Here is a 21,443-nt window from a genome sequence, read left to right as displayed (position 1 = left end):
ATCACCGAGCGCAAGTCACGGGCTGCAGAATCTTCAACAACGGATCGTTGTCACAGACCAACGCATCCAGCGTGATTTCGTCCAACGAAGCAAAAAACACCTCGGCTGCATCCTGCAGGGCCAGGCGCAACCGGCAGGCATCGGTCAACGGGCAGGTGTTGTCGGCATCCGCAAAACATTCGGCGATCGGCAAGTCGCCCTCGACATGGCGAAAGACCGACCCGATCCGGATCTGATCGGCCGGACGGCCCAGTTCCATCCCGCCGTTCCGGCCACGCTGCGTGCTCAGATACCCCAGCTGGCTGAGCTGGTTGATCACCTGCGCCAGGTGGTTTTCCGAGATGTTGCACACCTCGGCGATTTCCGACTTGGTCACCAGCCGGTCGGGATGGGCGGCGCAATACATCAGCAGCCGCACCGCGATATTCGTTCGTTTGGTGATCCGCATGAGATCCTCCCCCCGAAAAACAAGATGCAGCCTTATTGCACGCACCGCAAAAAAACGGTTTGACATACATCAATCGAAACTTCGGACAGCGCGTGAATGACTGACCCGTATTTCTTTGGCTATGGCAGCCTCGTGAATCTGGCCACACATGACTTCCCCGACCCGCATCCGGCCCGTCTGCGCGGCTGGCGGCGCGCCTGGTGCCACACCGACCTGCGCCCGGTGGCCTTCCTGACAGCGGTCCCCGACGCAAAGTCCGAGATCGACGGGATGATCGCCCATGTTCCCAAGAACGACTGGGCCGCGCTGGATGAACGCGAATGGGCCTATGACCGGGTCGCGGCCACCGAGCAGGTCAGCCATCCCCTGCCGCGCGAGATCGAGATCGCGGTCTATGCCGTCCCGCTACAGCGGCAGAATGATCCCAACCGGAATCATCCGATCCTGCTCAGCTATGTCGACGTGGTCGTGCAGGGCTATCTGCGCGCCTTCGGTGAAACGGGTGTCCGGGATTTCTTTGACACGACGGATGGCTGGAACGCCCCAATCCTGAACGACCGGGCCGAGCCGCGCTATCCGCGTCACCAGCAACTGCGCCCGGAAGAAACCGACCTGGTGGATGCCCACCTGAACCGCATCGCTGCGCAGATCGTTCAGGCCGCATGACAAAGGCGGGTCCAGTTCGAGCCCGCCTTGTCGTTTGTTCGAGTTCACTCACGCCTGCACGGCACGGGCCTATGTGCGCGCGCGGATAACCTGCAGCAACGGCATCAGAGCAGCCATCTCGGGCCCCCGCTCCATACCGGTCAGCGCCTTGCGCAGGGGCATGAACAGGCCCTTGCCCTTGCGGCCGGTCGCCTCTTTCACAACCGCCGTCCACTTGCCCCAGGTCTCGCCGTCAAACGGCCCCTCGGGCAGCAGTTCCATCGCCTGCGCAACGAATTCGCGGTCCTCCTCGTCGATAAGCGGCTCGGCCCCGTCGCGGCACAGCTCCCACCAACCCTTCAGGTCGTTCAGCGTGGTGATGTTCTCGCGCGCCATCATCCAGAACGGTTCGGCCAGTTCATCGGGCACACCGGCCGCGGCAACCGCGTCGGCAACCTTCTCGAGCGGTAGCGTCTGCAGATACCGGGCCGTCAGCGGGAACAGGTCCTGCACGTCGAACTTGGTCGGCGCCGACCCGAACCGGGTCACGTCGAAACCTTCGATCAGCTCAGCCATGACGCTGCGCAGTTCCACCGGATCTGACGACCCCAGACGGGCCATCAGGCTCAACAGCGCCATCGGCTCGACACCCTGCTCGCGCAGATCGCGCAGCGCCAGAGTCCCCAACCGTTTGGACAGCGCCTCGCCCTGCGGGCCGGTCAAAAGCGAATGGTGCGCAAAGTTCGGAACGGTTCCGCCCAGGGCCTTGATGATCTGGATCTGGGTCGCGGTGTTGGTCACGTGGTCGGCGCCGCGCACCACGTCCGTCACGCCCATCTCGGTGTCATCCACCACCGAAGCCAGCGTGTACAGAACCTGCCCGTCGCCGCGGATCAGCACCGGATCCGACACCGAGGCAGCGTCGATCGACACGTCACCCAGGATGCCGTCTTTCCATTCGATGCGCTCGTGATCCAGCTTGAACCGCCACACGCCGTTGCCGCGCTCGGCCCGCAGCGCCTCTTTCTCGGCCTCCGACAGGTTCAGGGCGGCCCGGTCATAAACCGGCGGCTTGCCCATGTTCAGCTGCTTCTTGCGCTTGAGGTCCAGCTCGGTCGGGGTCTCGAAGGCCTCGTAGAACCGGCTGATCTCGCGCAGCTTGTCGGCGGCCTCGGCATAGCGGTCCAGCCGGTCCGACTGCCGCTCGACCCGGTCCCAGTGCAGGCCCAGCCACTCGAGGTCCTGCTTGATCGCATCGACATATTCCTCCTTCGACCGCTCGGGGTCGGTGTCGTCGATGCGCAGGATGAACGTGCCGCCGGCCTTGCGGGCGATAAGATAGTTCATCAGCGCGGTGCGCAGGTTGCCCACATGAATGTAACCGGTGGGCGACGGGGCGAAGCGGGTCGTTGTCATGGATGTCTCCTGTTGGCGCGGCTCTTGTCATATGGGCGCGTTTTTGTCCAGCGATTGCTGGGTGGCCGACGCCGCCCAGGGTTGCCGGGACGCGCGGCCACCCTAGTTCATCACGCGTGATCACACAGGGAGACAGTTCAATGACACCGAAATTCACCCGCCGCGCCGCTTTGGGTGCCGCAGCCGCGCTGCCTCTTGCCGCCTCGGTCAAACCAGCCCTGGCCGCCGGACCGGGGGCCATGGCCAATTCGGCCGCCGCCCGCAGCTTCATGCTGGGCGATCTCACCGTGACGACCCTGCTTGACGGCAGCCTGCCACGGGACGGCGCCAAGGAAATCTTTGGGGGAGGCGCCTCGGACGAGGAATTCGCCCGAGTGTCGGCGGAAAACTTCATCCCTGCCGACAAGGCCCAGTTCTTCTTCACGCCCACGCTGGTGAACACCGGCAGCGAAATGATCCTGTTCGACACGGGCCTGGGCCAGGGCGGCATTCAAAAGGCCTTGGCCGATGCCGGCGTGTCACCCGATGACATCGACGTGGTGGTTCTGACCCACATGCACCCCGACCACATCGGGGGGATGACCACGAATGACGCTCCGACCTTTGCCAACGCGCGTTATGTCACGGCCGCGACAGAATATGACTTCTGGTCGGCGCAAGAGGCCGGAAACCGCGTCGGTGACATGGTGGCCGCCAAGGTCACTCCGATGGCGGACAAGATGACCTTCGTGGAAGACGGCGCCGAGGTCGCGCCGGGCATCACCGCCATGGCCGCATTCGGCCACACGCCCGGGCATATGGTCTATCACCTAGAAAGCAACGGTCAGCGGTTGATCCTGACTGCGGATCTGGCCAACCACTATGTCTGGTCCTTCGCCCATCCCGAATGGGAGGTTCGGTTCGACATGGACAAGTCTGCGGCGACCGCGGCGCGGCGCAAGGTTCAGGGCATGCTGGCCGCCGACAAGATACCGATGATCGGATATCACATGCCCTTCCCGGCTGCAGGCTTCGTCGAACAGCGCGGTGAAGGCTTCCGCTTCGTGCCCGTCAGCTATCAGATGATGGGGTAAACGACGGCGCACCATTGGACTGCCCGCGCTTAGCGCGGGCTTTTCTAGGCTGGAAGTTCGACAATAACAGTTGCTGGGTGCCGCTCTGCTGCTCTCAACGCTCGGTCTCGACGCACCCCGCCCGGGCTCAGGCCGCGCCAGCCAGTTCCGCCAGTTTCTGCCTGAAGGTCCCCACCAGGCTCGGCGCGGACTGCCCATCGTCGGGTTCCTCGTCGGCACGCAGATCAGGAAATTCCGGGCGCTTGATCGCTGCGGCCGGCATTCGGCGCCGTTCCTTTTGCAAAATATCCGCGATCGAGGCATCCACGTCCGCCACCTCCAAATCTTGCGGCGGCGACTTCATCGCTTTGTACTGCAAAGGAGCATGCAGCGGCTTGTCATAATCGTTAAACATCTCAACACCAACCAACTAACGTTCGGCACCCCACCACGGATGCTTTACCAGCGGCCCTGTCTTTCAAGATGCACGCGGCCGAAACGGCCAATCAAGGCAGGACCTGTACCAAATTATGTCGAAAAGATGTCATCGCAGCAAGGATCTGCGGGGCCAAAGCCTCTATCCGGCCAACAAAACACACAATGATGGATATTCAGATGACATTGTTTCTTTTCGCAAAACTAAACTGTGCATTTTGCCGCCCAAGACTCATCCCGGGCGCGCGGCTCACCCGCGATCCCGCCAGCGGTTCACGATCGGATAGCGCCGGTCCAGCCAGAAGGCCCGTTTGGTTAGCCGGGTGCCCGGCGCCGACTGGAATCTCTTGTATTCGCTGATGTAGATCAGATGCTCGACCCGGCGGGCATCGGCCTCGTCGAACCCGGCGGCGACGCAATCGGCGATCGAACCGTCCCGATCCACGAGAATCTCAAGAATGCCATCCAGCACCGGATAGTCAGGCAGGCTGTCGCTGTCCTTCTGATCCTCGCGCAGCTCGGCACTGGGCGGCTTGTCGATGACCGAGGGGCGGATGACCTCGCCCCCCGGCCCTTTCATCCAGTCGCGGTGATTGGCATTGCGCCAGCGGCAGGTTTCGAACACCCGTGTCTTGTACAAATCCTTGATCGGGTTGTAGCCGCCATTCATGTCGCCATAGATCGTGGCATAGCCCACGGCGACCTCGGATTTGTTGCCGGTGGTCAGCAGCATCTCGCCGAACTTGTTCGAGATCGCCATCAGCAGCAGACCACGCAGACGGGACTGGATGTTCTCCTCGGCAATGTCGGCCGGTCGGCCCGCGAACAGCGGCGCCAAGGTCTCGGTCACGGCGGCGCGCGATTGGCTGATCGGCACATAATCGTACTGCACGCCCAGCGCCTTGGCGACGGCCTCGGCGTCCTCGAGCGACGCGGCACTGGTATATTCCGACGGCAGCATCACGCAGCGCACGTTTTCAGCCCCCAGCGCATCGACGGCGATTGTGGCCACCAACGCAGAATCGACCCCGCCCGACAGGCCCAGCAACGCCTTGGAAAACCCGGTCTTGGCCATGTAGTCGCGCAGCGCCTGCACCATAGCGCGATAGTCCTGCTCCCACGTGTCGGGCTGTTCCGCGACCGCGCCCGGCGCGATGGTCCAGCCCTGTTCGCCGCGCTGAAGATCGACATGAGTCACCGCCTCGGCGAAAACCGGCATGCGGAAGGCCAGCGCCCCTCCGGGATTCAGGCCAAAGCTGCCCCCGTCAAACACTTGGTCGTCCTGCCCACCGACCATGTTGAGATAGATCACAGGCAAACCGGTCTCGACGACGCGCGCGACCATCTGGTTCAGGCGCACATCGTATTTGTCGCGGAAATATGGGGATCCGTTGGGGATCAGCAGGAACTCGGCGCCGGTCTCGGCCAGCGTCTCGGCCACGTCCTCGTGCCAACCATCCTCGCAGATCGGGCTGCCGATCCGGGTGTTGCCCACGGCATAGGGCCCGCCCAGCGGCCCGGCATCGAACAGGCGCACTTCGTCGAACACCGTTTCATTGGGCAGGTGATGCTTGAATACCTTGCTGACGATCCGCCCCTGGTTGAGGATCAGATAGGCGTTGTAGAGCTTGCCGTCCTCGACCCAGGGCCCGCCGATGGCCATGGCCGGCCCGTTCGCGCAGTCTGTGGCCAGTTGCCGCAACGCGTCCATGGCGGCGGCGTGAAAGGCGGGCTTCTGCACTAGGTCCTGCGTGTTGTAGCCGGTGACGAACATCTCGGGCATTGCGACCAGATCGGCGCCCGCCGCACAGCCCTGCTCCCACGCGGCCCGGGCCTTGGCTACGTTGCCCGCGATGTCGCCCACCGTTGGGTTCAGCTGTGCCAGCGTGATGCGGAAATGGTCGGCCATGTTTGCCCTCTTGCCCTCGTCACCTGCCAAGGCATTTAGCAGATCGGGCCGCAAGTGAAAGGCCATAGCGGCAAAACCCGTTGCCCGACCGGATGCTGTGTCATAGTTTTGCACGAGCGAACCCAACAGATGACAACCGGGCAGGCGGGACCCAGATGAAGCTTCTCAGGAATTCGATTGCCATCGCCGCGATGGGTGTGGCCGGCCAGTCTCTGGCGCAGCAGGGCCAGGTCATCGTTGCCGATGACGACGTGGGCGGTGTCTACGAGGGCACCTTCGAAAACGGTCTGCGCCACGGCACAGGCACCTACCGGCTGCCGGACGGGTTCGAGTATACCGGCGAATGGGTCGAAGGCGAGATCCAGGGCAAAGGGATCGCGCGCTACGCCAACGGCTCGGTCTACGAGGGCGACTTCGTCAAGGGCCGGCCCCACGGCAAGGGCAAGATCACCTTCGCCGATGGCGGCACCTACGAAGGCGAATGGGTGGACGGCGCGATCAACGGCACCGGTGTCGTGACCTATGCCAACGGCATACGTTACGAGGGCGGGTTCAAAAACGCGCAACACCATGGCAAGGGCGTGATGACCGACCTCGGAGGCTATGTCTATGACGGCGACTGGGTCGATGGCGTGCGCCAGGGCAAGGCCAAGATCACCTATGCCGATGGCGCCGTTTACGAGGGCGACATCAAGGCCGGGCAGCGCGACGGTCAGGGCACGCTGACGATGCCCGACGGGATGATCTATGCGGGTGAATGGTCCGAGGACCGGATCAACGGAACCGGACGCCTGACCCAGCCTAACGGAGACGTCTACGAAGGCCCACTGGTCGACGGCCGGCGTCAGGGCGCGGGCAAGGTGACCTATGCCAATGGTGACATCTACGAAGGCGAATTCGACGATGACCGGCGCGACGGCAAGGGCACCTACACGGGCACCGACGGATATGTCTATTCGGGCGAATGGAAGGACGGCCAGATTCACGGGCTGGGCGAGGCGACCTATCCCGACGGGTCGGTCTATGTCGGCGATTTCAAAGCAGATCTGGCCGACGGGCAAGGGCGCATCACCTATCCCGACGGCTCCTCGTACGAAGGCGACTGGGTTGCCGGGGTAATCGAAGGCCGGGGTACCGCCACCTATGCCAACGGCACGATCTATAAAGGCCAGTTCAAAAACGCCCGCACTCACGGAAAGGGTGTTCTGACCCGCGCCGACGGGTCCAGCTATGACGGAGACTGGGTGGACGGCGTGCGCCAGGGCAAGGGCAAGGCGACCTATGCCGACGGCACCGTATACACCGGCGATTTCCTGAACGGCCAGCGCCACGGCCAGGGCGAGGTGGTGATGCCCAACGGGTTCAAATATTCGGGCGCGTGGTCCGAGGGCAAGATCACCGGATTTGGCGTTGCGACCTACCCCAACGGCGACGTGTACGAAGGCAATTTCGTCAATGGCAAGCGTCAGGGCAGCGGCACGATGCGCTATGCCAACGGGGAAGAAGAAACAGGCACCTGGGAAAACGGCGCGCTGACCGAATCCGGCGCCGAACAGCCGACCGAGGCTGAACCGCAAGCGCCCGAAGCCGAAACGGACCCGGATGCCGCCCCGTCGGACGGGTAGAACGTCACCATGGCACCGGCTTTCCGGCCCAGTCGAAGAACTGCCCTGTCTGCTCGGGACGTAGACCATCGACAACCTGCATCAGGTTGCTCGCCGCCTCGTCCGGCGGGACCGCAGGGTGCCGGCCCAGGTATTTCTGCGTGAACGGGGTCTTGACCGTTCCGGGGTGCAGGGCGACGCAGATCGCATCCTTGTGGGTTCGGGCCAGTTCGATTGCGGCCGTATGCACGATCTGGTTCACCGCTGCCTTGGCCGAGCGATAACTGACCCAACCGCCCAGACGATTATCCCCGATCGAGCCCACACGTGCCGACAGTACCGCGAACACCGACCGACCGTTGCGCGGCAACAGGCGATGCGCGTGTTTCAGCACCAGAGCCGGTCCCACCGCGTTCAGGGCGAATTGATCCATCATGGCCTTGGCCGAAACCGCCCGAATAGTCTTTTCCGGTTCCGCCCCGTCGATCTCGAGCGCACCGGATGCCACCAGAACAAGGTCGAACGGCCCTTCGACACGGCCCAGCATCTCGTCGGCCAGTTCCGGCTGCATCAAATCCAGCCCGTTTTCCGACCGCGACAGACCGACGACATGAACCGACCGCGACAGAAGCTCATTGCAGACGGCCCGGCCGATCCCGCCGCTTGCACCTATGACCAAAGCATTTCTCATCGCTCTCCAGCTAGCGGAGTTGCCTGCGCAATCAATCCCCGTTTCCGATCCTTTCGCGAAATCGGACGGCCGCGCATTTTCCTTCTTTTCATTCCCGGTTCGGGGTGTATAACCTCGAACCCATGATCAACCGCGCAGATATCCCCTCGTTCGACGTCACCGCCCGTGGCGCGTCCCTGCGTGGCCTACTGATCCTAATCCGCCTCTGAGCGTGCCATCCGGCGCGCCCGCTCAGAGGAGGACGCCTGCGCGCCAATGGCTTTAGGACAGACAAGAAAGTGACCCCCATGACCAACGTGACCGACCAAGACCGCGTCTTGATCTTTGACACCACTTTGCGCGACGGCGAGCAAAGCCCCGGCGCAACCATGACCCATGACGAAAAGCTGGAAATCGCCGAGCTGCTGGACGACATGGGCGTCGACATCATCGAGGCCGGCTTTCCAATCGCTTCCGAGGGGGATTTCAAGGCCGTGTCGGAAATCGCGCAGCGCGCCAAGAACGCCCGCATCTGCGGCCTGGCCCGTGCGAATTTCGCCGATATCGACCGTTGCTGGGAGGCGGTGAAACACGCCGAGAAGAACCGGATCCACACCTTCATCGGCACCTCACCACTGCACCGGGCCATTCCGAACCTGACTCAGGACGAGATGGCCGAAAAGATCCACGAGACCGTCAGCCATGCCCGCAACCTGTGCGAAGACGTGCAATGGTCGCCGATGGATGCGACCCGGACCGAATGGGACTATCTGTGCCGCGTGATCGAGATTGCGATCAAGGCCGGCGCGACCACGATCAACATTCCCGATACGGTGGGCTATACTGCTCCGGCGGAGTCGGCCGATCTGATCCGCAGGTTGATCGAAACCGTTCCGGGCGCCGACGAGGTGATCTTTGCCACCCATTGCCACAACGATCTGGGCATGGCGACCGCAAACGCCCTGGCCGCGGTTGCCGGCGGCGCACGGCAGATCGAATGCACGATCAACGGCCTGGGCGAACGCGCGGGCAATACCGCGCTGGAAGAGGTCGTGATGGCCCTGCGTACCCGCAATGACATCATGCCGTGGAAAACGGGCATCGACACCACCAAGATCATGCATATCTCGCGTCGGGTGGCGACGGTTTCGGGCTTTCCGGTGCAGTTCAACAAGGCGATCGTCGGCAAAAACGCCTTTGCGCATGAAAGCGGCATCCATCAGGATGGCATGCTGAAGAACCGCGAGAATTTCGAGATCATGCGCCCCGAGGATATAGGGCTCTCGGGCACCTCGCTTCCGCTGGGCAAGCATTCGGGCCGGGCCGCGCTGCGCGACAAGCTGGAGACACTCGGCTACGAGGTCGGGGACAACCAGCTCAAGGACATCTTCGTGCGGTTCAAGGAACTGGCCGACCGCAAGAAAGAGGTGTTCGACGACGACCTGATCGCGCTGATGAGCGCTGATGACGCGACCAACGACCACCTGCAGCTGGTCTCGATGAAAGTCACCTGCGGCACCGGCGGTCAGGCCGAAGCCACGGTCGAACTGGAGGTCGACGGCAAGGATGTCATCGCCACCGAGCACGGGGACGGGCCGGTCGACGCCACCTTCAAGGCGATCCGAGTGATCTACCCGAACAAGGCGCATCTGCAGCTGTACCAAGTGCATGCCGTGACCGAAGGCACCGACGCACAGGCAACCGTTTCCGTCCGCCTGGAGGAAGACGGCATGATCGCCACGGGCCAATCCGCGAACACGGATACCGTGGTGGCGTCGGCCAAGGCCTATATCAGCGCGCTGAACCGCTTGATCATGCGCCGCGAAAAGGCCGGCCCGGGCGCGGATGCTCGCGAGATCAGCTACAAGGATCTGACCTGATCAGAAATGGCAGGCAGGGCTCCCGCGCCCGCGGCAGCCCGGCTTCGCCGCGCAGCCTGACGGCCTTGGGCCTGGCACCGCTCCCAAGGCGCGGTGCCGGGCCCAACACGTTTGGCGGCATCTTTGATGCTGTCAGACGGGGCGGGAGACCATCGCCCCTGAAGCGCCGTCAGATCTTTGCGAACAGGTCGGAAAGACGCGCCGCCTCGTCTTCGATCCCGAAGGGTGCATTGACCACGAACATGCCCGAACCGATCATCCGGTGCCCCTTCCGCGCAGGCGGAAACCGAACTTCGTGCACGAACGTTTTGGGAAGATCCAGGCTCTTCAGTGCCGACACCATCGAAACGTGCCGATCGTCCTTCAGGATCGGGTACCACAGGGCAATGAGGCCCACGTTCCACTTGCGGTGCAACTTGGCGATCAGCCCAGGCAGGCGGCCATAATCCGCCTTAACCTCGTAGCTGGGGTCAATCAGCATCATCCCGCGCCGAGGTGTGGGCGGCAGAACCGACTGAGCCAGCTCGAACCCGTCTTGTCTGTACGTCTTGGCACCGCGCCCAGTCAGAGCCTGGTTCAGCGCCGCGTATTCCTGCGGGTGAAGCTCGGCGAAATGCAGACTGTCCTGCGGACGCAGCAGGCTTGCCGCAATCAGCGGCGATCCGGGATAGGCCGTTTCGCCAAACTGCGCCTGAACCGAGTGCAACGCGCGTGCCAGCGGGTGATCATCGGCAAACCACCCGTTGCTCAGCGCGCGCCCGATCCCTGCCGCTGCCTCTCCGGTCTGCACGGCCTCGGGGGCATTCAGGTGATACAAGCCCCGCCCCGAATGAGTCTCGAGATAGCTGATCGGCTTGTCCTTGCGGCTCATGTAGTCCAGCATCCATGCCAACAAAGCGTGCTTTTGCACGTCCGCCAGATTTCCCGCGTGGTAAATGTGTTGATATGAGAGCATGTTGCCTTCTAAAGTCCCTGTCAGAAAGGCGGAAAGGCGCTGACTTACGCGGAATCAGCCCTTTTACCGGGCGTCTTGGCACCCTATAAGTCATCCGTCCCGGAACCGTCGAGTCGCGGGCAGTAGAAATTTCTGACAGACAGGATCAGGGGAAATATGGGGATCTTCGACAGTTTGGGCGGCCTGTTCACAGCGGATATGGCCATCGACCTCGGGACGGCCAACACGCTGGTCTATGTCAAGGGGCGCGGCGTGATCCTGTCGGAGCCCTCGGTTGTCGCCTACCATGTCAAGGACGGGGTCAAGAAGGTTCTGGCCGTGGGCGAAGATGCCAAGCTGATGCTGGGCCGTACTCCTGGCTCGATCGAGGCCATCCGCCCAATGCGCGAGGGGGTGATCGCCGATTTCGACACCGCGGAAGAGATGATCAAGCATTTCATCCGCAAGGTGCACAAGCGTTCGACCTTTTCGAAGCCCAAGATCATCGTCTGCGTGCCGCATGGCGCAACGCCGGTTGAAAAACGCGCGATCCGTCAGTCGGTTCTGTCGGCGGGCGCCCGCCGCGCGGGTCTGATCGCCGAGCCAATTGCCGCCGCCATCGGCGCCGGGATGCCGATCACCGATCCCACCGGCAACATGGTCGTGGATATCGGCGGCGGCACCACCGAGGTGGCCGTTCTGTCGCTGGGCGACATCGTCTATGCCCGATCGGTCCGCGTGGGGGGCGACCGCATGGACGAGGCGATCATCTCGTACCTGCGCCGTCAGCAGAACCTGCTGGTGGGTGAATCCACCGCCGAGCGGATCAAGACCACCATCGGCACGGCCCGGATGCCTGATGACGGGCGCGGCCAATCGATGCATATCCGCGGACGCGACCTGCTGAACGGTGTTCCCAAGGAAATCGAGATCAGCCAGGCTCAAGTGGCCGAGGCTCTGTCGGAACCCGTCCAGCAGATCTGCGAGGCGGTGATGACCGCACTGGAAACCACCCCACCGGATCTGGCTGCGGACATCGTGGACCGTGGCGTGATGCTGACCGGCGGCGGCGCGCTGCTGGGCGATCTGGATCTGGCCCTGCGCGAACAAACCGGATTGGCCGTGTCGATTGCCGACGAAAGCCTGAATTGCGTGGCTTTGGGCACCGGCAAGGCTTTGGAATACGAAAAACAGCTGCGCCACGCGATTGACTACGAAAGCTGAGGCGCGCACCCTCTGATCCGAGGGTCAACGATCGGGCACGAGCAGCACGGGAAGGAGTCCTGTGGCAAAAGACCGGGCACAGCGCGACGACTATACCACCCCCCTGCGCCGCTTGTTCACGGGGATCGTCGTCTTGTGCCTGCTGGGCATCTTTCTGGTCTGGCGCATCGACAGTCCCCGGGTCGAGCGGTTCCGGGCGCAGGTGGTCGATACGGTGGTGCCCTCGATGGATTGGGCCATGGTGCCGGTGACGGCCACCGTTAACCTGGTGCGGGATTTTCAAAGCTATCAGCGGCTCAGCGAACAGAACCGCGAACTGCGCAGCGAACTGCGTCGCATGCGCGCCTGGAAAGAAGCCGCGCTACAACTGGAGCAGGAAAATGCGCGCCTATTGGACCTGAACAATGTTCGACTTGATCCGCGTCTGACTTATATCACCGGCGTCGTCATGGCCGACAGCGGGTCACCGTTCCGGCAATCGGTTTTGCTGAACGTCGGCGAGCGCGATGGCATCGTCGACGGCTGGGCCACGATGGACGGCATCGGGGTGGTGGGGCGTATCTCGGGCGTGGGGCCAGACACGGCGCGGGTTATCCTGCTGACGGACGCGTCCAGCGCGATACCCGCCACCATTCAACCGTCCGGCCAGACGGCGCTGATCCAGGGGGACAACACCCCGGCGCCCGTGGTCGAATTTCTGGAAAACCGCGAACTCGTGCGTCCTGGCGACCGCGTGGTGACCTCGGGCGATGGCGGCGTCTTTCCGGCGGGCCTGCTGATCGGCCAGATCGCGGAAGACCCCAGCGGCCGCCTGCGCGTACGCCTGTCGGCAGATTTCGAACGCTTGGAGTTCCTGCGTGTGCTGCGCTATCACGCGGCCGATCCAATCCGCGATCCGGGCGGGTTGGTCGGTCCGAAACGCCCCGAAGCGTTGCTGCTTCCCGATGACGAGGCCGCCGATGGATAGGGCCGCGTCGCGCCTGTGGATGATGCGGGGCCTCTATCTGGCCTTGGGCATGCTGGTGATGTTTTTCCACCTATTGCCATTGGACACCCGCCCCGATCGCTGGCCGTTTCCCGAATTACTGATCGCCTTGACCTTCGCATGGGTCCTACGGCGGCCTGACGACGTTCCAACCCTCAGCGTGGCGTTCGTCATGTTGATGGAAGATTTGTTGCTGCAACGCCCACCGGGCCTGCTGGCAGCGCTGGTGGTCATGGGCGCGTCCTATCTTCGGTCGGCCGGGCCGGGCATGCGCGATATGGGCTTTGTAGCGGAGTGGACATCGGTCGGGGCGGTCATTGTGGCTATTTTCCTGTCAAACCGCATCGTGCTGGGGCTGCTATCGGTCGAACAGGGGGCGTTGGCGCCGGTTCTGGTCCAGGCGGCTCTGACGGTGATGGTCTACCCGCTTGTCGTCATCTTCGGCCAGGGCGTTCTGGGCGTCCGGCGCCCGTCGGCGGTCGACCCGACGATCCGGGGGGGGCAGGCATGAAACGCCCCACCAGGGACAAAGGCCTGGCCCACAAACGCCTGACCCGACGGGCCCTGGTACTGGGCGGCATGCAGCTTGCCTTTGCCGGGGGGCTGGCGGCGCGCATGCGGTACATGCAGGTCGAACAGGCCGATCAATACCGGCTGCTGGCCGAAGAGAACCGCATCAACATCCGGCTGATCCCGCCGACCCGAGGCCGTATTTATGACCGGAACGGACAGGTGATCGCGCAGAATTCGCCCTCGTACCGGATCGTCATCGTGCGCGAGGACGCCGGCGACGTCGACAAGGTGATCGCTGATCTGGCGCGGCTGATCCCGTTGAAGGAAGAAGAGATCGAGCGCGCCAAGACCGAAATGCGGCGCACGGCCCCGTTCCTGCCCGTCACCTTGGCCGACCAGGTGACGTGGGAGGACATCTCGAAAGTGGCGATCAATGCCCCGGCCCTTCCTGGCGTCACGCCCGAGGTCGGCCTGACCCGCCAATATCCCCGCTACGAGGATTTCGCCCATGTGGTCGGCTATGTCGGACCTGTCAGCGACTACGACCTGAGCAAGATGGAAGACCCCGAGCCGGTGTTGATGATCCCGCGCTTTCAGATCGGCAAGGTCGGGCTTGAGGCCAAGAAGGAAGACCTGCTGCGCGGCAAGGCGGGCGCCAAGCGGGTCGAGGTCAATGCAACCGGCCGGGTCATGCGGGAACTTGACCGCCGCGAGGGCCAGCCCGGCGCTGACCTGCAATTGACCATCGACGCCGACCTGCAGGAATACGCGCAGGCCCGGCTGGCCGGCGAAAGCGCCGCCGTGGTCGTGATCGATTGTGAGACGGGCGATCTGCGGGCCATCAGCTCGACACCCAGCTTCGACCCCAACCTGTTCGTGCGTGGGATCTCGGTGGCGGATTACCAGGCCCTGACCCAGAACAACCATCGCCCGCTGGCCAACAAGACGGTTCAGGGCACTTATCCGCCCGGGTCGACCTTCAAGATGATCACCGCGCTGGCCGCGCTGGAGGCCGGCGTCGTGGGCCCGGGCAACACCGTCTATTGTCCCGGCTACCTGAAGGTGGGCAGCCGGCGATTCCACTGCTGGAAACGCGGCGGGCATGGGACCGTCGACCTTGAAACCTCGCTGAAGCGCAGCTGTGATGTCTACTACTATGACGTGGCCCTGCGCGTTGGGATAGACAGAATCTCGGACATGGCGCGCAAGTTCGGTCTGGGCATCAAACACGACCTACCGATGTCGGCCGTGGCCGCGGGTCTTGCCCCGAACCAGGAATGGAAACGGCGCGTCCACGGCCAGGAATGGCTGATCGGCGACACGGCCAACGCCTCGATCGGGCAGGGCTACATGCTGGCATCGCCCTTGCAGCTGGCCGTCATGTCGGCCCGGATCGCCACAGGGCGCGCGGTCACGCCGCGTCTGATCCGCAGCGTCAACGGGGTCGAACAGCCCACGGGCGAGGGCGCGCCGCTGGACGTGAACCCCCGCAACCTTGAACAGGTCCGCAAGGCGATGTTTACGGTCTCGAACGACCGTCGCGGGACGGCCTATCGCAGCCGCATCATCGCCGACGAGTTCCGGATGGCGGGCAAGACTGGCACCAGCCAGGTGCGCAACATCACCAAGGCCGAGCGCGCCGCTGGCGTGATCCGCAACGAGGACCTGCCGTGGGAGCGCCGCGACCATGCCCTGTTCGTCAGCTTCGCGCCCTATGACAATCCGAAATTTGCGGTGGCGGTGGTCGTCGAGCACGGCGGCGGCGGTTCCAAGGCGGCGGCGCCGGTCGCCCGCGACGTGATGCTGCAGGCGCTGTACGGTGGCACGCCCCCGCTCGAGGCCTATCCGGTGGCCGACCGAGAGCGTATCAAGGAACAGCAAAAACGCCTGGAAGGCGATCGGCGTCCCAAGGCGCGGCCCGAGAAGAAGGATCGCGCATGAGCTATTTAGAATATGCCGTAAAGACCACGCCGACCGGGCTGCGCAAGTTTCTGTACATGAACTGGCCCCTGACCCTGTTGCTGATCAGCGTCGCCAGCGCCGGCTTTCTGATGCTGTATTCGGTCGCCGGAGGGTCGTGGCGCCCTTGGGCGGAACCGCAAATGGAGCGTTTCGGCCTCGGCCTTGCGGTCATGTTCATCGTGGCGCTGATCCCGATCTGGTTCTGGCGCAGCATGTCCTTGCTGGCTTATCTCGGCTCTCTAGGCCTGTTGGTGCTGGTCGAGCTGTTCGGCACGGTTGGCATGGGCGCCCAGCGCTGGATCGACTTGGGGTTCATGCGGCTGCAGCCCTCCGAACTGACCAAGGTCACGCTGGTGATGGTGTTGGCTGCCTACTACGACTGGCTGCCTTCGGAAAAGACGTCGCGACCGCTCTGGGTGCTTCTGCCTCTTCTCCTGATCCTGATCCCGACCGCGCTGGTGTTGAAACAGCCAGACCTGGGAACCGCGATCCTGCTGCTGGCGGCCGGAGGTGGGCTGATGTTTCTGGCAGGCGTGCATTGGGCCTATTTCGCCGCCGTCATCGCGGCGGGGGTGGGCCTGATCACTGCCGTGTTCAAAAGTCGCGGTACCGACTGGCAGTTGCTGAAAGACTATCAGTTCCGCCGCATCGACACCTTTCTCGACCCCTCAAGCGACCCTCTGGGCGCCGGATATCACATCACCCAGTCGAAAATCGCGCTGGGGTCCGGCGGCTGGAACGGACGTGGGTTCATGCAGGGCACGCAATCGCGCCTGAACTTCCTGCCCGAAAAGCACACCGACTTCATCTTCACGACCCTGGCCGAAGAATTCGGCTTCGTCGGGGGCATCACGCTGCTGACGCTCTACGGGCTGATTCTTGTCTTCTGCCTTGTCACCGCCCTGTCCGCCAAGGACCGGTATTCGTCCCTGGTGACCTTGGGCATCTCGCTGAACTTCTTTCTGTTCTTTGCGGTCAACATGTCGATGGTCATGGGTCTGGCCCCGGTGGTGGGGGTGCCGCTGCCGATGGTCAGCTATGGCGGCTCGGCCATGCTGGTGCTGATGGTCGCCTTCGGCATCGTCCAGAGCGCCCACATCCACCGCCCCCGCTGACCCGAAAGGCTTGCGATGTCGATCAATGTCCTGTTCTCTGCCCGCCCTGCCCTGTGGCCGGTCTATGAACCGCTCTTGACCAAGGGCCTGTCGGGGATGGACGCCACCATCGCCACCGATCTTCCGCCGGAACAGGTGGACTATGTCGTCTATGCCCCCAATGGCGGTCTGCTGGATTTCACCCCGTTCAAGCGGTTGAAGGCGGTGCTCAGCCTCTGGGCAGGGGTCGAGAAGATCGCCGGAAACGAAACCCTGACCGTTCCGCTGGCCCGGATGGTCGATCACGGCCTGACTCAGGGTATGACCGAATGGGTGGTGGGCCACGTCCTGCGCTACCATCTGGGCATGGACCGGCACATCACGGTGCAAGACGGTGTCTGGGCCCCGGACCCTCCGCCTTTGGCGTCCCAGCGAACGGTCTGCGTGCTGGGGCTGGGGGCGCTGGGGCAGGCGGCGGCCGTGGCGCTGTCCAGACTCGGGTTCAACGTCATCGGTTGGAGCCGCACCGCCAAGACCATCCCCGGAGTCAGCGGCATGCATGGGCCTGACGGCCTGCGCCGCGCGTTGCGACAGGCCGACATCGTGGTTCTGTTGCTGCCCGATACCCCGGCGACCGAAAACACCCTGAACGCCGAGACGCTGGCCCTGCTGCCCAAAGGCGCCCGGATCATCAATCCGGGGCGCGGAGCGCTGATCGACGATCAGGCCCTGCTGCAAGCGTTAGACACGGGCCAGATCGCCCATGCAACGTTGGACGTGTTCCGCACCGAACCCTTGCCGCCCCAGCATCCCTATTGGGCGCATCCGAACGTGACGGTCACGCCCCATATCGCCTCGGAAACCCGGCCCGAGACCGCAGCCCAGGTCATCTGCGAGAACATCCGACGCAACGAAGCCGGACAGCCGCTTTTGCATCTGGTCGATCGCGACCTGGGCTACTGACGGCGCAGGAACAGCGCCGCATGCCAATCTCACTTGGTCCGTCGCCCGGCCCGCAATGGGCAGCGCGCGGCGGGGCGCAACCGGTCGGTCACGCCGCGATCAGGCCCCGCCCTTTCAGCAAGGCATCAACGCCCGGCAAGCGACCGCGAAACGCCAGATACAGATCTTCGGCCTCTTTCGAGCCGCCGGTCGACAGGATGTGTTCTTCCAGCGCCCGCGCCTTTTCGGGGTCGAACGCACCGCCGGCCTCTTCAAAGGCCGCAAAGGCATCCGCGTCCATGACCTCGGACCACATATAGCTGTAGTAGCCCGAGCTGTAGCCGTCCCCGGCAAAGACATGCGCGAAATGCGGGGTCGCGTGGCGCATCCCGATCGCATGCGGCATCCCGATCTCGGCCAGAACCTCGGCCTGCCGCGCCATCGGATCGGCCGGAGCCGGACCTTCGTGAAAGGCCAGATCGACCAGCGCCGAGGCCACATATTCCACCGTCTGGAAGCCCTGATCGAAATTGGCCGCACCGAGAACCTTTTCCAGCATCTCGGGCGGCATCGGCTCACCGGTTTCGGCATGGGTCGCGAACTGGGCCAGCACCTCGGGCACTTCCAGCCAATGTTCGTACAGCTGGCTCGGCAGCTCGACGAAATCCCGCGCGACGCTGGTGCCCGAGATGCTTTCATAGGTCACGTTCGACAGCATCTGATGCAGGGCGTGCCCGAATTCGTGGAACAGGGTCCGCGCGTCGTCATAGGACAACAGGGCCGGGTCACCCTTGGCGAAATTGCACACGTTGATGACAATCGGCGTCTGCACCTTGGGAAACTTGGCCTGCGCCCGCATCGCGCTGCACCATGCGCCAGACCGTTTCGAGCCGCGCGCGAAATAGTCGCCGATGAAAACGGCCACATGCTGGCCATTTCGGGTGACCTCCCAGGCCCGGCAATCGGGATGATACAGCGGCACATCCAGCGGCGCGAACTCCAGCCCGAACAAACGGTTGGCACAAGAAAACGCGGCCTCGATCATCCGGTCCAGTTGCAGAAAGGGCTTCAGCGCCGCCTCATCAAGGTCATGCTCGGCCTTGCGGCGCTTTTCAGCATAATAGCGCCAGTTCCACGGTTCGAGCGGACCGTTGATGCCGTCGGCCTGCATCATCTGCGTCAGCACCGCGGCATCGGCCTCGGCGCGGGCCTTGGCGGGGGTCCAGACCTGCATTAGCAGTTCGCGCACGCGCTGGGGGCTGCGGGCCATCTCGGTCTCCAGCTTGAAGGCCGCGAAATTCTCATAGCCCAGCAGCCGGGCGCGTTCCTCGCGCAGCTTCAGGATCTCGGCCGCGATGTCGCGGTTGTCGGTTTCACCCCCATTCGCCCCACGCGCCGTCCAGGCGCGATAGGCCTTCTCGCGCAGGTCGCGCCGGGGCGAGAATTGCAGGAACGGCACGATCAGCGACCGCGACAGGGTCACGATAGGGCCATCCGCCCCCTTTTCCCGGCCCGCGGCCCGCGCGGCGTCGATCACGAAATCGGGCAGCCCGTCCAGATCATCCTCGGAAAGCGGCATGAACCAGTTGCGCTCGTCCGCCAGCAGGTTCTGGGTGAAGGCGGTGCCAAGGCTGGCCAGACGCGCCTTGATGTCCTGCATGCGGGCATCCGCCTTGCCCTGCAGGGCCGCCCCCGAGCGGACAAAGCCGCGATGGGTCAGCATCAGCACCCGCGCCTGTTCCTCGGTCAAGCCCAGGTCGTCCCGCTGCGCCCACAGGTCCGCCACCCGCCGGAACAGGGCCTTGTTCGACGAGATCGCCGCGAAATGGGCCGCCAGCTTGGGCGAAAAGTCGCGCTGCAGCGCCTCGCGCGCCGGATTGCTGTCGGCTCCGGCCACGGTGTAGAATACCGACAGAACCTTGCTCAGACCTTCACCGGCGGCCTCGAGCGCCTCGATCGTGTTGGCAAAGCTTGGCGGTTCGGGGTTAGCCGCAATCGCCGCGATCTGGTCGGTATGCGCCTGCAGCGCCTGCTCGAGCGCCGGGGCGAAGTCATCATCCGAGATCTCGGCAAAAGGCGCGATTTCAAACGGGGTCGTCCAGACGGACAGGATCGGATTGCTCATCGAATTCTCCTTTGAGCGTCAAGCTAGGAATAGCCAGAGGGATCGTCCAGAGGCGGACGCCAGGTTTCTGGAACGGGTGCTCTCAGCCCAATTGCCCGCAGACGGGGCAATCGGTGCGCCGCGACAGGGTGATCTTGCGGCTTTCACCGTAAAGCGCGTCATAGATCAGCATCTCGCCGCGCAGGGCCTGACCGGCACCGGCGATCACCTTGATCGCCTCGACTGCCATCATTGCGCCCACCACGCCGGGCAGCGGCCCGATCACCCCGGCCTCGGCGCAAGAGGGCGCAAGACCCGGGGCCGGAGCCTCGGGGAAGATGCACTGGTAGCAGGGCGCGCCGCTGGCCGGATCAAACACGCTCAGCTGCCCCTCCCACTGCGACAGCGCGCCCGAGATCAGCGGTTTGCCCAGCGCCACGGCGGTGCGGTTGGCCAGATATCGGGTCTCAAAATTGTCGGTTCCATCGAGGATCAGGTCATAGTCGGAAAACAGCTCGGCGGCGATCTCCTCGGTCAGACGACGGTGATAGGGGCGCACGATGACGTTGGGGTTCTGCGCCTCCATCGCCTGCTGCGCGGAGAAGACCTTGGGCATGCCGATGTCGGTATCGCGATGGATCACCTGCCGCTGCAGGTTGGCGTTTTCGACCACGTCGTCATCGATCACCCCGATCGTACCGACACCCGCGGCCGCCAGGTATTGCAAGGCCGGCGCGCCAAGCCCCCCGGCGCCGATCACCAGCACGCGCGCCGTCTTCATGCGTTTCTGGCCCGGTCCGCCCAACTCACGCAGGACGATGTGACGGGCATAGCGTTCCAGTTCGGTCTGGCTGAACTGCCCGGCGGGGGCGGGCGCAGGCTCGGCCTGCACCGAATGGGCACGACGGCGCAACGCTTTCACGATCGCGCCATACCCCGTCACCAAAGCCACCGCCCCCACCAGAATCAACCACATCGCGGCCGACCCGCCGGTGGCCAGACGGACCGGGTGCCCATCGGGCAGCACCAGATGCGACAGCACGACTCCCGCCAGTAGAACCACAATCGAGACCCATCGCGCGGTTCGGGATGCGCCGGTCAGATAGCCCAGCCCCCACAGCCCCGCAGCCAGAATCAAGACCAACAGCATCAGCTGCGCCCGGTGGAACCGAACCCACCGGCTCCGCGTTCCGTCTGCCGCAGGCGGCCGGTCAGCTCGAACCGGGCCTGCACGACCGGCGCGACGACCAGCTGCGCGATCCGGTCGCCATGGGCGATCTCGAACCGGTCCTGCCCCGCGTTCAGCACGATCACCCCCAGCGGGCCGCGATAGTCGCTGTCGATCGTGCCCGGCGCGTTGGGCAGCGTGATCCCATGTTTCAAGGCAAGCCCCGAGCGTGGGCGGACCTGCACCTCATATCCATCCGGTATCTCGATCCGCAGGCCGGTCGGCACCAAGGCGCGCTCTCCGGGTCTCAGAACGATTTTGCCCCGATCCGGCAGGTTGGCCCGCACATCCGCACCGGCGGCACCGGCCGTTTCATAAGACGGCAATGCAACCGCCGGATCGGCCCCGTCTTCCCGGATCACCCGAATTGCCACCATCGCTGCCCCCTCGTTTTCCAA

General features: G+C 63.9%; 19 protein-coding genes. 10 read left to right on the top strand and 9 right to left on the bottom strand.

Features of this window, described 5'->3' with window-relative positions; translation table 11 throughout:
- Position 1: 1 nt before the first annotated feature.
- A complete protein-coding gene (locus AC2FMD_RS10605; RefSeq protein WP_005978780.1) occupies positions 2 to 448 on the bottom strand; it encodes an RrF2 family transcriptional regulator in 447 nt (148 codons plus the stop codon).
- A 96-nt stretch (positions 449 to 544) separates the two neighbouring features.
- Here AC2FMD_RS10605 and AC2FMD_RS10600 point away from each other — a divergent pair, with 96 nt between their 5' ends.
- A complete protein-coding gene (locus AC2FMD_RS10600; protein ID WP_496688147.1) occupies positions 545 to 1,114 on the top strand; it encodes a gamma-glutamylcyclotransferase family protein in 570 nt (189 codons plus the stop codon).
- A gap of 69 nt (positions 1,115 to 1,183) precedes the next feature.
- On the opposite strand, the gene gltX is transcribed toward AC2FMD_RS10600, so the two are convergent.
- Entirely contained in the window at positions 1,184 to 2,509 is a 1,326-nt protein-coding gene (gene gltX, locus AC2FMD_RS10595) for a glutamate--tRNA ligase (protein WP_496794986.1), read from the bottom strand.
- Between the two features lie 140 nt (positions 2,510 to 2,649).
- Here gltX and AC2FMD_RS10590 point away from each other — a divergent pair, with 140 nt between their 5' ends.
- Positions 2,650 to 3,582 (top strand): MBL fold metallo-hydrolase, encoded by a 933-nt coding sequence (locus AC2FMD_RS10590; protein WP_496794985.1) that lies wholly within the window; start codon positions 2,650 to 2,652, stop codon positions 3,580 to 3,582.
- Positions 3,583 to 3,709: 127 nt separating this feature from the next.
- Here AC2FMD_RS10590 and AC2FMD_RS10585 read toward each other — a convergent pair whose 3' ends face one another.
- Together AC2FMD_RS10585 and AC2FMD_RS10580 are read right to left on the bottom strand one after the other, a co-directional pair.
- Positions 3,710 to 3,976 carry a hypothetical protein gene (locus AC2FMD_RS10585; protein ID WP_496794984.1) on the bottom strand — a complete coding sequence of 89 codons (267 nt, stop codon included), beginning with the start codon at positions 3,974 to 3,976 and terminating at the stop codon, positions 3,710 to 3,712.
- A gap of 270 nt (positions 3,977 to 4,246) precedes the next feature.
- A complete protein-coding gene (locus AC2FMD_RS10580; RefSeq protein WP_496794983.1) occupies positions 4,247 to 5,905 on the bottom strand; it encodes an NAD+ synthase in 1,659 nt (552 codons plus the stop codon).
- Positions 5,906 to 6,060: 155 nt separating this feature from the next.
- On the opposite strand from AC2FMD_RS10580, the gene AC2FMD_RS10575 reads away from it, so the two are divergent.
- The gene (locus tag AC2FMD_RS10575; RefSeq protein WP_496794982.1) at positions 6,061 to 7,530 is read left to right on the top strand and encodes a 2-isopropylmalate synthase; all 1,470 of its coding nucleotides are present in this window, start codon (positions 6,061 to 6,063) and stop codon (positions 7,528 to 7,530) included.
- A 4-nt stretch (positions 7,531 to 7,534) separates the two neighbouring features.
- Here AC2FMD_RS10575 and AC2FMD_RS10570 read toward each other — a convergent pair whose 3' ends face one another.
- Positions 7,535 to 8,200 (bottom strand): SDR family NAD(P)-dependent oxidoreductase, encoded by a 666-nt coding sequence (locus tag AC2FMD_RS10570; RefSeq protein ID WP_260064203.1) that lies wholly within the window; start codon positions 8,198 to 8,200, stop codon positions 7,535 to 7,537.
- 287 nt (positions 8,201 to 8,487) lie between these two features.
- On the opposite strand from AC2FMD_RS10570, the gene AC2FMD_RS10565 reads away from it, so the two are divergent.
- Positions 8,488 to 10,059 carry a 2-isopropylmalate synthase gene (locus AC2FMD_RS10565; protein ID WP_260064196.1) on the top strand — a complete coding sequence of 524 codons (1,572 nt, stop codon included), beginning with the start codon at positions 8,488 to 8,490 and terminating at the stop codon, positions 10,057 to 10,059.
- A 169-nt stretch (positions 10,060 to 10,228) separates the two neighbouring features.
- On the opposite strand, the gene AC2FMD_RS10560 is transcribed toward AC2FMD_RS10565, so the two are convergent.
- Positions 10,229 to 11,014, bottom strand: coding sequence for a 23S rRNA (adenine(2030)-N(6))-methyltransferase RlmJ (locus AC2FMD_RS10560; protein WP_496742224.1), 786 nt, complete (start codon positions 11,012 to 11,014; stop codon positions 10,229 to 10,231).
- Between the two features lie 156 nt (positions 11,015 to 11,170).
- On the opposite strand from AC2FMD_RS10560, the gene AC2FMD_RS10555 reads away from it, so the two are divergent.
- The 6 genes from AC2FMD_RS10555 (at position 11,171) to AC2FMD_RS10530 (ending at position 17,734) form a co-directional block, all read left to right on the top strand.
- Positions 11,171 to 12,217, top strand: coding sequence for a rod shape-determining protein (locus AC2FMD_RS10555; RefSeq protein WP_093963423.1), 1,047 nt, complete (start codon positions 11,171 to 11,173; stop codon positions 12,215 to 12,217).
- Between the two features lie 61 nt (positions 12,218 to 12,278).
- Positions 12,279 to 13,184, top strand: coding sequence for a rod shape-determining protein MreC (gene mreC / locus AC2FMD_RS10550; RefSeq protein ID WP_496742223.1), 906 nt, complete (start codon positions 12,279 to 12,281; stop codon positions 13,182 to 13,184).
- Positions 13,177 to 13,713, top strand: a complete 537-nt coding sequence (locus tag AC2FMD_RS10545; RefSeq protein WP_496688134.1) for a rod shape-determining protein MreD — start codon at positions 13,177 to 13,179, stop codon at positions 13,711 to 13,713. The genes mreC and AC2FMD_RS10545 overlap by 8 nt, the downstream gene beginning before the upstream one ends.
- Positions 13,710 to 15,656 carry a penicillin-binding protein 2 gene (mrdA, locus tag AC2FMD_RS10540; protein WP_496688133.1) on the top strand — a complete coding sequence of 649 codons (1,947 nt, stop codon included), beginning with the start codon at positions 13,710 to 13,712 and terminating at the stop codon, positions 15,654 to 15,656. Before AC2FMD_RS10545 ends, mrdA begins: the two co-directional genes overlap by 4 nt.
- Entirely contained in the window at positions 15,653 to 16,792 is a 1,140-nt protein-coding gene (gene rodA / locus AC2FMD_RS10535; RefSeq protein ID WP_496681881.1) for a rod shape-determining protein RodA, read from the top strand. The genes mrdA and rodA overlap by 4 nt, the downstream gene beginning before the upstream one ends.
- Positions 16,793 to 16,807: 15 nt before the next feature.
- The gene (locus tag AC2FMD_RS10530; RefSeq protein ID WP_496742222.1) at positions 16,808 to 17,734 is read left to right on the top strand and encodes a 2-hydroxyacid dehydrogenase; all 927 of its coding nucleotides are present in this window, start codon (positions 16,808 to 16,810) and stop codon (positions 17,732 to 17,734) included.
- Between the two features lie 88 nt (positions 17,735 to 17,822).
- On the opposite strand, the gene AC2FMD_RS10525 is transcribed toward AC2FMD_RS10530, so the two are convergent.
- From AC2FMD_RS10525 to dut, 3 genes are all read right to left on the bottom strand, one after another.
- Entirely contained in the window at positions 17,823 to 19,838 is a 2,016-nt protein-coding gene (locus AC2FMD_RS10525; RefSeq protein WP_496742221.1) for a M3 family metallopeptidase, read from the bottom strand.
- 82 nt (positions 19,839 to 19,920) lie between these two features.
- Complete coding sequence (locus AC2FMD_RS10520) at positions 19,921 to 20,967, bottom strand: HesA/MoeB/ThiF family protein (RefSeq protein ID WP_496742220.1); 1,047 nt, start codon at positions 20,965 to 20,967, stop codon at positions 19,921 to 19,923.
- Positions 20,967 to 21,422 (bottom strand): dUTP diphosphatase, encoded by a 456-nt coding sequence (gene dut, locus AC2FMD_RS10515; RefSeq protein WP_496742219.1) that lies wholly within the window; start codon positions 21,420 to 21,422, stop codon positions 20,967 to 20,969. The genes AC2FMD_RS10520 and dut overlap by 1 nt, the downstream gene beginning before the upstream one ends.
- Positions 21,423 to 21,443 lie beyond the last annotated feature (21 nt).

Source organism: Ruegeria sp. BHSC276 (assembly GCF_059612945.1).
Note: the sequence above shows the minus strand (reverse complement) of the source record. Positions and strands in the feature narration are given on the sequence as shown.